This is a genomic window from Amphritea atlantica (genome assembly GCA_024397875.1).
GTDB classification, from domain to species: domain Bacteria; phylum Pseudomonadota; class Gammaproteobacteria; order Pseudomonadales; family Balneatricaceae; genus Amphritea; species Amphritea atlantica_B.
Genome location: CP073344.1, coordinates 470,871 through 482,497 on the forward strand (window position 1 = coordinate 470,871; position 11,627 = coordinate 482,497).

The window sequence follows — 11,627 nt, forward strand, 5'->3', positions numbered from 1 at the left end:
GGAAGGTCGTCAGTTCAAATCTGGCCCCCGCTACCAACGTAATAATTAAAGGTGTGTCGAAAGGCATGCCTTTTTTTGTGTCTGAAATTCAGAGGATTGGTTGGTATAAAAGCGTCGGGCTCGGCTCTTTATAAACGCTCGGGAAGGTCGACAGCTCAGCTCTGGCCCTGCTATCAACGTAATAATTAAAGGTGTGTCGAAAGGCATGCCTTTTTTTGTGTCTGAAATTCAGAGGATTGGTTGGTATAAAAGCGTCGGGCTCGGCTCTTTATAAGGGCAGAAAGGTCGTCAGTTCAAATCTGGCCCCCGCTACCAACGTAATAATTAAAGGTGTGTCGGAAGACATGCCTTTTTTTGTGCCTGTAATTCAGAGGTTTGGTTGGTAAGGAGAGCGTCGGGCTCGGCTCTTTATAAACGCTCGGGAAGGCCGACAGCTCAGCTCTGGCCCTGCTATCAACGTAATAATTAAAGGTGTGTCGTAATGACATGCCTTTTTTTGTGCCTGTAATTCAGAGGTTTGGTTGGTAAGGAGAGCGTTGGGCTCGGCTCTTTATAAGGGCAGGAAGGTTGTCAGTTTAGATCTGTCCTCTGCTACCAACGTAATAATTAAAGGTGTGTCGTAATGACATGCCTTTTTTTGTGTCTGAAATTCAGAGGTTTGGTTGGTAAGGAGAGCGTCGGGCTCGGCTCTTTATAAGGGCAGAAAGGTCGTCGGTTTAGATCTGGCCCCGCGACCAACGTATAAAATCAGACTAACCTAATGGTTGGTCTTTTTTTTTGCCTGAAATTTGGTGCGTTGATTGGTATAGGATGCGTCGGGCTCGGCTCTTTATAAACGCTCGGGAAGGCCGACAGCTCAGCTCTGGCCCTGCTATCAACGTAATAATTAAAGGTGTGTCGGAAGACATGCCTTTTTTTGTGTCTGAAATTCAGTGGATTATAACGACGCAGAGAAAGCGTCGGGCTCGGCTCTTTATAAGGGCAGAAAGGTCGTCGGTTTAGATCTGGCCCCCGCGACCAACGTATAAAATCAGACTAACCTAATGGTTGGTCTTTTTTTTTGCCTGAAATTCGGTGCGTTGATTGAGATAGGGCGCGTCGGGCTCGGCTCTTTATTAACGTCTTTTTCAGTTAAACTACAGCAGCAAACTGGTTGCCAGTAATAGCATCAGGCCCATCCCCAGAATATCGGTGAAGGTTGTCAGGAAGATGCTGCTGGCCATCGCCGGATCGGCGCCAAATCTTCGCAGGGTGAGGGGGACCATTACGCCGAAAATTCCGCTGCCTATGCAGGCGCCTACCATTGCTATCAGAATCACCAGTGCCAGCGTTACCGGATCGCCAGCGCCACTGAAGCCTGCGTAAAGCCACATGGCCAGTGCTGCGATCAGTCCAACACAAAAGCCGTTCATTGCACCGAGGATGATCTCTTTGCGCAATAGTTGAGCGACTGGAAAACCTTTGGTCTCTCCCAGCGTCATACTACGCAGTGTGATGGCCAGGGCCTGGCAACCGGTATTGCCGCTCTGTCCGGCGAGAACCGGTAAAAAGATCGCCAGTACGACAATCCGGGCGATGGTGTCTTCAAACATCCCCACAACAAAGGCGGCAGCGAAAGCGGTAAGCAGATTGATCTGTAACCAGGGATGTCGCATACGAAATGCCTGCAAGATGGGGGTTGAGAGGCGCTCCTCTTTATTCACACCGACCATTGATCCTGCCTGCGCACTGATTTCGGAGGCGACATATTCAAACAACCGCCAGCCATAGACCTGCCCCAGTAGGGTGCCTTCCTCATCGATTACCGGATAAAGACGAAGGCGTTTTGCCAGTGCAGCGTTAACTGCCTCAGGCATCTCTACATCGGGGGTGAAAGCGAAAGGGGTCGGTGTCATGATCTCTTCCAGGGTCTGTCCCGGTCTTGCCAGCAGCAGGTCTCGCATAGCCAGCACCCCCAGTAGTTTATCTGCCTCATCGGTAACATAAATATAGGTAATGGTGATCGACGGGTCGGTTCTGACAATGTAGTCCAGAGCACTGGCGACAGTATTGTGTGGCGATAATATGCCGAAAGCTTCGGTCATCAGCTGGGCAACGGTTCCATTGAGGTCTTCAAGCGGCTGCGGTGTACTCTTATCCTTATCGTTGTGGCTCGCTTCAGATGCCAGATGGGAGGCTATTTTCAGCGCTACATCCGCTGGCAGGTCGCCAAGTGCAGTTTCAATATTCTCGGGTGTCTGCTGTGCCAGCAGGGCCGCAGCAATTGCCGGGTCCATATCTGCTAAGGTTGTTGCGCTGGCGTCAGTTGCATCATTGTCTATATTCATATCAGAACTCTCATTGCAGATCGTCAGCCGTGGATACGTAAGCAGATAAACAATAGTCCAGTTATGAGGCATATGCTACAGAGGCTATTTTGTAAATCCTTTAAAATTCAATGCCTTCACTGTATCAATAGAATTTTGGGTGTAATAGTAGTTGCAATTTAGTTAATATGTTAACAAAATACAGGAATTGAACTGAGCGCAGTCTGTGGGCAAAAAACGCTGTTTAGTGTGCTGAGCGAGATTTGTCTGAACTGATTTCTCAGTCTGACATATTTGGCACCCGTCTGTAGATAATAGAATTAAGAGGAAACTGAAATGGGTAAACTGGCACTCGTTGCGAAAATTACGCACGTTCCAAGCATGTATCTGTCTGAGCTTGATGGACCGCAAAAAGGTTCGCGGCAGTCTGCTATTGACGGGCATATCGAAATTGGCAAGCGTTGCCGGGAACTGGGCGTTGACACGATTGTGGTGTTTGATACTCACTGGCTGGTAAATGCCGGTTATCACGTTAATTGTGGCCCCCATTTCAAAGGTAATTACACCAGTGGTGAACTGCCGCATTTTATCTCCAATATGGAGTTTGAGTACGATGGCAATCCTGAGCTGGGTAAAATTCTTGCCAAAGAGTGTAACTTACAAGGCGTGGAAACGCTGGCCCATGATGCCACCTCTCTTGCCCCGGAATACGGCACGCTGGTACCGATGCGCTATATGAATGAGGATCGTCATTTCAAAGTGATATCTGTTTCAGCGTTGTGTACGGTTCATTATCTGAACGACTCCGCCCGTTTGGGTTGGGCGATGCGTGAAGCGATTGAGAAGCACTATGATGGTACGGTGGCATTGTTTGCCAGCGGTTCACTGTCCCATCGTTTTGCTCAAAATGGTCAGGCACCTGAGTTTGCTAATAAGGTCTGGAGTCCGTTCCTGGAGACGCTTGATCATAAAGTGGTTGAGATGTGGCAGCGTGGCGACTGGAAAACTTTCTGCGAGATGCTGCCTGAATATGCGGCTAAAGGTCACGGTGAAGGCTTTATGCATGATACTGCAATGATGCTGGGGGCTCTTGGCTGGTCAGATTATAAGGGGCAGGCTGAGGTTCTGACACCTTATTTCGGTAGCTCAGGTACCGGGCAGATCAACTGTGTTTTCCCAGTCACTGAGCAGGATGGTGCCGCTGTTCCGGGGCCGCAGGCTTCGGTTACCGAAAACTTTGAACCCGGTTCCAGCCGTCTGTAAGTTCAAAGCGCTATCGGGAGGGAAGCCGTTCAGGCTTCCTATACCCTCCGGCAGTTCCTTTTCTGCATAACACCTCCTGACCACCCCCGCTTTGAACTTTTTAACTCTTTGTAATATTTACGAAATTTATTCCGAGTAGACTCCCCGGTTTTGTTGCTGGATTTCTGCCGGAGTTGTGTCGTGAAAACTACCCTGTTTGACCTTATATGGAAGCTGAAGCGCGCCCTGGAAAAAGAGGGCCATGCTCCAATTGATCTGCATAAGTTTACTGATGATGGTGAATACCGACGTAATATTCTTTTGAATGTGGATAGCAGTCAGTTTCAGTTCAGTGCCGGAATCCGGGCGATATATAAGGATCTTCTGAAGGATGAGGCGCTGGACCTGACTAAAGAGATCGATCTGCATGAAGCGGCGGCGCAGAATCCGGATAACTTCATTGAAACGGGTCGAGATACACCGCCGGAAACCGTGGCTGGTGTCGGGGCTGAATCGAAAAAGCCTAACAGGGTAGTTCAGGGACTGTTAGGGGTGGTTTTATTGGTTGGGCTGGTGTTTGGCTTTAATGTTTTTCAGGGACCGGAGGGTGGAACAGCAGACGTTCAGGCGCTGGCTGTATCCACTGAGAGTAAGGGGGCGACCTCTGAGCAAACGGTACTGAAAGAGAAAAGGCTGTTTCGCTTGCACGGGTCGAATACCATCGGTGAGACTCTGGCACCTGAACTGTTAAAAGCGTTTCTGATGAATCAGGGCGCTGAGGGGATTCAGCTTCGTACCACCGCAGTGGAGGTTGAGAATAATCTGCTGTTCCGTATGCCAGGGGATGGCTTTATATCGCGTATTGAGATGCAGGCGCATGGTTCAAGTACCGGTTTTAAGTCGTTGGATCAGGGCGATACCGATCTGGCTATGGCTTCACGGCGAATCCGGGATGCGGAGAATGATAAACTTTCTTCACGTTACGGCGATCTTAAGTCGAAAGGCACCGAGCATATAATCGGCATGGACGGACTGGCCGTTATTGTTAACCCAGCTAATTCGGTCAGTCATCTGAGTACTGCTCAGCTGGCGATGTTGTTTTCCGGCACGGTCGAGAACTGGTCGGCGTTTGGCGGGCCCGATTTGCCGGTGAGGGTGTACGCCCGGGATGCCAATTCGGGTACCTGGGATTCCTTCAAATCGATGGTGCTGAAAAAGCATGATAAAAAACTATCGCCCAATGCTAAGCGTATTGAGTCCAGTATCGAGCTTTCTGATCAGGTGAGTAAGGAGCAAGGAGCGATCGGTTTTATCGGTCTTCCCTATATTTTGCGGGCGAAGGCGCTGGCGATCTCCGATGAAGAGAATGCTCAGCCTATCTATCCAACATCGTTTACTATCTCTACTGAGGATTATCCTCTGGTGCGCCGGCTGTATATGTATGAACCTGCAACGGTGGGCACCGGATCAGTGATCGATCAGTTTATCCGCTTTGTTTTGTCTGACAAGGGGCAGGATGTGGTAAAAGAGGCCGGGTTTATCTCGCAAAATGTTTATAAAACCCGGCCTGTGCTGAGCAGCCAGCTACCACCGGCCTATATGCAGCTGACTAAAAATGCAGAACGTCTGTCCCTTAATTTCCGCTTTCACAGTGGCACTATTATGCTCGATAACAAGGCTCAGCGAGATCTTGACCGGGTAGTGAAATACTTTGAGGACCACCCGGGGCAGTCCGCTATTCTGGTGGGGTTCTCCGACAGTATCGGTGAGCCCGCCGTCAATCAGCAGATCTCACAACAGCGTGCGCAGGCGGTAGAACAGGCGCTGCTTGCCAGGGGGATCAATGTGCAGGTTATACAGGGGTTGGGGGAGGCAGTACCCATCGCATCGAATATAACCAGTGCCGGTCGTCAGCGTAACCGCCGGGTTGAGATCTGGGTGCGTAGTCCGGATGCAGTGGCCGGTTATTAAATCAGTCAGGTCGTCTACAGCCCGGTGGATCAATCACTCTGCCGGGCTGCTATCTCACCCCGATGTGTCTGATATCTTTTGCGTTTCGCTTTTCTACAGCCCTTCGTGAAAATCCTTTCCAGGATTCTCTGAACTATCAATCAATATTTTTTGCTGCACTATTAACGTATTTTTTATCTGCACGGCGGCCTGTTTTTTAAGCCGTGATGATTCACCCTGTTGGATTAATCTGCTTTCGGGTGGTTTAGCATCATATTTACTGCAGTATTTACCATCTCGTCCAACTGACTCTGCTCTGTGTAGATGCCGTCATTCAGCAGGCGGCAGAGACCATGAAGCGTAGCCCAGTAGACCTGTGCTGTTCGTAGCACTGAGTCACCTGAGCGAATAACGTTCTGTTCACACAGGTGTTCGATCCAGCTGAGCCAGCTTTTAAAGTGTTCTTTTGATCGCTTCAGCAGTGATTCCGTCGGGGTTCCATTGCGCCATATATCCCGGCCAAACATCAGGTCGTATTGTTCCCGGTATTTGTAGGCAAGCTCGATATAGGTATGCACATACTGAGTGAAAATTTTCGCCAGTGGCTCCGATGATTCTTTGCTTTGTAGCTCCTGCAGAAGTGTTTCGACCCGTTGAAACCCCTGCTCGGCAATGGCACACAACAGGGTATTCTTATCTTTAAAGTGGTGGTAAGGGGCGGTTCTGGATACGCCTACCTTGTCAGCCAGCTTGCGCATTGAGAGGCTTTCGCTGCCTCCCTCTGCGATCATCTCTGTGGCCGAAAGCAACAGTGACTGATGGAGGTCACCGTGATGATAATTGTGAAGGGGAGCGGTCTGTTTCATCAGGACAATCTATCAATCAATCTTGACAGTGTCAAAATATAGCCTTATCTTGACGCTGTCTAGTTTGGTTTTTCTTGTCACTCCGGTGAGATGGCAGGCAACAGGCCAGGAAACAGAATAACAATAGTGAGGAATTTGAAATGAGTGGCTCTTCAACCGGTTATCCCCATCTGCTTGCCCCTCTGGATCTTGGGTTTACCACACTAAAGAACCGGGTGTTGATGGGATCCATGCATACGGGGCTGGAGGAGGTGCCGAACGGTTTTGAGCGGATGGCGGTTTTCTATTCCGAACGGGTGCAGGGTGGTGTTGGGCTGATTGTTACCGGTGGTATCGGGCCGAATCCAGAGGGCGCCGTGCATGCGCATGCGGCACTGATGTGTACGCAGCAGGATGTTGCTAACCATCGGATTGTTACCGATGCGGTACATGCCGAAGATGGCAAGATCTGTATGCAGATTCTGCATACCGGACGCTATGCGTATAACCCGAATCTGATTGCCCCTTCAGCGTTGCAGGCCCCGATTAATCCTTTCACACCACATGAGTTGACTCCGACAGAGATCGAGCGGCAGATCGATGATTTCGTCCGCTGTGCAGGGCTTGCCAGAGAAGCCGGTTACGACGGTGTTGAGGTAATGGGATCGGAAGGTTACTTTATCAATGAGTTTATTGTGACGCGTACGAATCAACGAGACGATGACTGGGGCGGTGAGTACGGCAACCGGATCCGGTTTGCCGTTGAAGTGGTTCGGCGGATCCGGCAGCAGGTGGGGAGTGATTTTATCATTATCTACCGTCTGTCAATGCTGGATCTGGTGGAAGGAGGCAGCAGTTATGAAGAGATTGTCACCTTAGGAAAAGCGATCGAGCAGGCGGGAGCGACCCTGATCAACACCGGTATCGGCTGGCATGAAGCACGGATTCCTACCATCGCCACAAAAGTGCCCCGAGCTGCGTTTACCTGGGTGACCGCTAAAGTGCGTCAGGCGCTTTCAGTGCCGGTGATCACCTCGAACCGGATCAATACGCCGGAGGTGGCTGAACAGGTGCTCGCCCGGGGTGATGCGGACATGGTATCGATGGCCCGGCCCTTTCTGGCAGACCCTGAATTTGTTCGCAAGGCCGCGGAGGGGCGCAGCGACGAAATCAATACCTGTATCGGTTGTAACCAGGCCTGCCTTGACCATATTTTTGCCGGCAAGCTGACCAGTTGTCTGGTGAACCCGCGGGCGTGTCATGAAACTGAACTAAACATAAGCGCAACGGATAAGGTCAAGAAACTGGCGGTTATCGGCGCCGGACCTGCGGGCCTTGCCTTTGCCACAACCGCCGCGCAACGGGGCCATGAAGTGACCCTGTTTGATGCGGCGGCGCTGATCGGCGGACAGTTTAATATTGCCAGGCAGATCCCGGGTAAGGAGGAGTTTAATGAGACTCTGCGTTATTTCGGCCGCCGAATAGAACTGGATGGCGTAACACTCCGGCTGGAACACCGGGTGACAGTGGATGAGCTGCAACAGAGTGACTTTGATGAGGTTATCATCGCCACCGGTATTATCCCCCGGATTCCCGATATTGAAGGCCGGAATCATCCCAAGGTGTTGAGCTATCTGGATGTCATCAGAGGGGCCAGGGTTGGTGCACGTGTGGCCGTGATCGGTGCCGGGGGGATCGGTTTTGATATCAGTGAATATCTGACCCATCAGGGGCCATCAACCAGTCAGAATATTCCCGCCTTTATGCGCGAATGGGGGGTGGATATGAGTCTGCAGGCGCGGGGTGGCGTTGAGGGGGTTGAAGCTATGCCGGAACCCGCAGCCAGAAAGATCTGGTTGCTGCAGCGCAAGCCCTCTAAAGTGGGTAATGGACTGGGGAAAACCACCGGTTGGGCACACCGCCTGGGTCTGCAAAAACGTCAGGTGGAGATGTTGTCCAGTTGTGAATACCTGCGTATTGATGATGCAGGATTGTCGCTTCGGGTAAAGGGGGAAGAGTGTCTTCTGGAGGTAGATAATGTTGTTCTCTGTGCCGGGCAGGAGTCGCTGCAGGAGCTGACCGAGGGGCTGGATAAACCGTATCATCTGATCGGTGGAGCCGATCTGGCCACTGAACTGGATGCCAAGCGTGCTATTGATCAGGGCACCCGATTAGCCTTAATAATCTGAGAGCAATAAAAAAACCGGGATGTTCCCGGTTTTATGTCAGATAGAGCAACCGCCACGCCCGTTTTTCGCATGGTATTGCTGGTGGTACTCTTCCGCTTTCCAGAACTGGGCCGCCGGCGTGATTTCGGTAACAATCGGGTTGCCGAAAATGCCGCTTTTATCCAGTACTACTTTGCTTTGTTCCGCCATAATTCGTTGATGGTCATCATGGTAGAAAATAGCTGAGCGGTACTGGTCTCCGATATCCGGCCCCTGACGATTGAGGGTCGTAGGGTCGTGCATCTGCCAGAAAATATCTAACAGAGTGTCATAGCTTATTTCCTGGTCGTCAAACTCCAGCTGCACTACTTCGGCGTGGCCGGTTGTTTTATTACAGACGTCCTTGTAGGTAGGGTTTTCGGTATGTCCGCCCATATAGCCTACGGCGGTTGAAATCACCCCGGGGGTGCTGGCAAAGCGCGATTCAACTCCCCAAAAGCATCCTGCTGCAAATGTTGCTGTTGGCATGCTACTGCTCCTGTTTTTCCTGAACTATTGATCTCCACCTATAGATAGATGTTAGACGGATTTTTGTCTTTTGGGATCACTTTTATTGAGTTATTTGTGAAAATTACAGCTTAATGACGTCAATGTGAATATTTGGTGCGATGCAGCATTGTGTGCGCTTTTATGGTTCTCATGTCTTGCAATTGAAACGGATGTGTTTCTGTTAAGTCTATGATAAATAGTAATTTAGCACGTTATTGGCGTGCTGCTTGCTATTCTTTTTGTCAGTTAATAACTCTTTTGCTATGCAAAAAAGACTATCTGTAAGGGGAATATCAATGAAAAAGCTTACTAAGACGCTTATCGCTTCAGCTCTGTTATCCGCTTCTGTCAGCAGTTTTGCCGGAGTATCAGCAAATGTGGGGGCAATGAGTGATTATTGGTTCCGAGGTTTGGATCAGTCCGGTGATGGGGGAAACGCCAGCATGATGGCCGGGCTGGATTATGAAAGTGATATGGGCTTCTATGCTGGCACCTGGCTGGCGTCTCTGCCAAGTGATCTGGAGTATGATCTGTACGCCGGTTATAGCGGTGCCTATGAGGACTTTAGCTATGGCGTAGGCGTTATCGCCTATTTGTATGATAAGTATGAGGGCGATTACGTTGAATATAACCTGAGTGCGGGTTATGGACCGGTCTCAGTTTCATACAATATTGGTACCCTCGATGAGCCGGGAGCACCCGATGTGGATTACACCTTTGCCAGTATCACCGGTGAATATGAAGGTGCTTACCTGACTTATGGAGTGTACGGCGATGATGTCGATGGTTCCTATTTCGAAGCGGGCTATGGAATGACCTACGAAGGTCTGGATATGTCCGTTGCGGCAATTTTCCCGGATGATGACAACTCTGCCAATGCCTGGGTCAGTGATACCGACAAGCTGACCTTTACTATCAGCAAGAGCTTCGACCTGCTCTAAAGTGTTTGGTTTAAGGGAAGGGCTTGCGCTTCTCCTCTGTGTTTAACGTTCACTGGTTTTACCCCGGCAGAGATGCCGGGGTATTTTTTTACAATACCGTTTCCATTAAAAAGCCGGTCAGCACTGTTAGTGCTGACCGGCTTTAAATAATGCTGTCGATGCTCAGCTGTTAGCTAAGGCATCCAGCTTTTGTTTCAGCAGTCCCTGAACCTGGCCCGGGTTAGCCTTGCCTTGTGAGGCCTGCATCACCTTGCCCATAAAGAAACCGATCATCTTGCCACGCTTATCGGGTTCGGCGCTGACATACTGATCAACCTGAGGCTGGTTCGCCGCGATCACATCATCCACCATCGACTCAATGGCACTGCTGTCAGTCACCTGCTTCAGACCTTTGGCTTCAATCACTTCATCAGCGCTGCCTTCACCGGCCCACATCGCTTCAAACACCTGCTTGGCTATTTTGCCAGTGATGGTGTTGTCTTTGATACGCAGCAGCAGGCCGCCCAGCATCTCAGCAGAGACCGGGGAGTGGGTGATGTCGGTATCGTTCTGATTCAGATGCTTTGACAGCTCGCCCATAACCCAGTTTGCGGCCAGTTTGGCATCGCCTGCGGTCGTTGCAGCGGTTTCAAAATAACTGCTCAGATCACGATAGGCTGACAGCACCATCGCATCGTATTCGCTCAGCTGATACTGCTCGATAAAGCGTGCTTTACGGGCATCCGGCAGTTCGGGCAGGGTGCTGCGCAGCTGATCAATATAGTCGTCATCGATCACGATAGGCAGCAGGTCAGGGCAGGGGAAGTAACGATAATCGTTGGCTTCTTCCTTACTGCGCATTGAGCGGGTTTCATCTTTATTGGCATCGTACAGGCGGGTTTCCTGAGTGATGCTGCCGCCATCTTCCAGAATATCGATCTGACGGATGATTTCGCCCTTGATCGCTTTTTCAATAAAGCGGAATGAGTTGATGTTCTTGGTTTCAGTCCGGTTGCCGAGTTTTTCCTCACCCTTGTAACGCACCGAGACGTTACAGTCGCAGCGGAAAGACCCCTCGGACATGTTGCCGTCACAGATCCTCAGGTTGGTTACGATTGAGTGGATCTTCTTAACGTAGGCCACCGCTTCCTCTGCACTGCGCATGTCCGGTTCAGAGACGATTTCCAGCAGGGGGGTGCCGGCCCGGTTAAGGTCGATACCGGTCATGTTGGGGAACTCTTCATGCAGGGACTTACCGGCATCCTCTTCCAGATGTGCCCGGGTGACCCCGACGCGCTTGGTGGTACCATCTTCCAGCTCAATATCTACATGCCCGGTGCCAACAATCGGGTGAAACAGCTGACTGGTCTGATACCCTTTGGGCAGATCCGGATAGAAGTAGTTTTTGCGGTCAAATACCGAGGTGTAGCCGATCTCAGCATCAATCGCCAGGCCAAACAATACCGCCATTCGCAATGCTTCAGCGTTAAATACTGGCAGGGTACCCGGCAGGGCCAGATCGACCGCACAGGCCTGAGTGTTTGGCTCTGCACCAAAAGCGGTGCTGGCCCCGGAAAATATTTTGGACTTAGTCGCCAGTTGGGCGTGAATCTCAAGCCCGATGACTGCTTCCCATTCCATTCTGTA

8 protein-coding genes are annotated in these 11,627 nt (G+C 50.7%); 4 read left to right on the plus strand and 4 right to left on the minus strand.

The window, feature by feature from the left end:
• Window positions 1-1,136 precede the first annotated feature (1,136 nt).
• Window positions 1,137-2,327, minus strand: coding sequence for a magnesium transporter (locus KDX31_02005; protein UTW03831.1), 1,191 nt, complete (start codon window positions 2,325-2,327; stop codon window positions 1,137-1,139).
• Window positions 2,328-2,642: 315 nt separating this feature from the next.
• Here KDX31_02005 and hpaD point away from each other — a divergent pair, with 315 nt between their 5' ends.
• Window positions 2,643-3,569, plus strand: a complete 927-nt coding sequence (gene hpaD, locus KDX31_02010) for a 3,4-dihydroxyphenylacetate 2,3-dioxygenase (protein ID UTW03832.1) — start codon at window positions 2,643-2,645, stop codon at window positions 3,567-3,569.
• 180 nt (window positions 3,570-3,749) lie between these two features.
• Entirely contained in the window at window positions 3,750-5,519 is a 1,770-nt protein-coding gene (locus KDX31_02015) for a phosphate ABC transporter substrate-binding/OmpA family protein (protein UTW03833.1), read from the plus strand.
• 224 nt (window positions 5,520-5,743) lie between these two features.
• Here KDX31_02015 and KDX31_02020 read toward each other — a convergent pair whose 3' ends face one another.
• Window positions 5,744-6,364 carry a TetR/AcrR family transcriptional regulator gene (locus KDX31_02020; GenBank protein UTW03834.1) on the minus strand — a complete coding sequence of 207 codons (621 nt, stop codon included), beginning with the start codon at window positions 6,362-6,364 and terminating at the stop codon, window positions 5,744-5,746.
• Between the two features lie 140 nt (window positions 6,365-6,504).
• On the opposite strand from KDX31_02020, the gene KDX31_02025 reads away from it, so the two are divergent.
• On the plus strand, window positions 6,505-8,532 hold the full coding sequence (locus KDX31_02025) for an NADPH-dependent 2,4-dienoyl-CoA reductase (protein ID UTW03835.1): 2,028 nt from the start codon (window positions 6,505-6,507) through the stop codon (window positions 8,530-8,532).
• A 36-nt stretch (window positions 8,533-8,568) separates the two neighbouring features.
• On the opposite strand, the gene msrA is transcribed toward KDX31_02025, so the two are convergent.
• Window positions 8,569-9,039, minus strand: a complete 471-nt coding sequence (gene msrA / locus KDX31_02030; GenBank protein ID UTW03836.1) for a peptide-methionine (S)-S-oxide reductase MsrA — start codon at window positions 9,037-9,039, stop codon at window positions 8,569-8,571.
• Window positions 9,040-9,356: 317 nt separating this feature from the next.
• Here msrA and KDX31_02035 point away from each other — a divergent pair, with 317 nt between their 5' ends.
• On the plus strand, window positions 9,357-10,001 hold the full coding sequence (locus tag KDX31_02035) for a TorF family putative porin (GenBank protein ID UTW03837.1): 645 nt from the start codon (window positions 9,357-9,359) through the stop codon (window positions 9,999-10,001).
• Window positions 10,002-10,163: 162 nt separating this feature from the next.
• On the opposite strand, the gene gatB is transcribed toward KDX31_02035, so the two are convergent.
• Window positions 10,164-11,621, minus strand: coding sequence for an Asp-tRNA(Asn)/Glu-tRNA(Gln) amidotransferase subunit GatB (gene gatB / locus KDX31_02040; GenBank protein ID UTW03838.1), 1,458 nt, complete (start codon window positions 11,619-11,621; stop codon window positions 10,164-10,166).
• Between the last annotated feature and the right edge of the window lie 6 nt (window positions 11,622-11,627).

Excerpts from the sequence above, each read along its gene's own strand:
- KDX31_02005 (UTW03831.1), bottom strand. The coding sequence starts at position 2,327 with ATGAATATAGACAATGATGCAACTGACGCCAGCGCAACAACCTTAGCA.
- hpaD (UTW03832.1), top strand. The coding sequence starts at position 2,643 with ATGGGTAAACTGGCACTCGTTGCGAAAATTACGCACGTTCCAAGCATG.
- KDX31_02020 (UTW03834.1), bottom strand. The coding sequence starts at position 6,364 with ATGAAACAGACCGCTCCCCTTCACAATTATCATCACGGTGACCTCCAT.
- KDX31_02025 (UTW03835.1), top strand. The coding sequence starts at position 6,505 with ATGAGTGGCTCTTCAACCGGTTATCCCCATCTGCTTGCCCCTCTGGAT.
- msrA (UTW03836.1), bottom strand. The coding sequence starts at position 9,039 with ATGCCAACAGCAACATTTGCAGCAGGATGCTTTTGGGGAGTTGAATCG.
- KDX31_02035 (UTW03837.1), top strand. The coding sequence starts at position 9,357 with ATGAAAAAGCTTACTAAGACGCTTATCGCTTCAGCTCTGTTATCCGCT.
- gatB (UTW03838.1), bottom strand. The coding sequence starts at position 11,621 with ATGGAATGGGAAGCAGTCATCGGGCTTGAGATTCACGCCCAACTGGCG.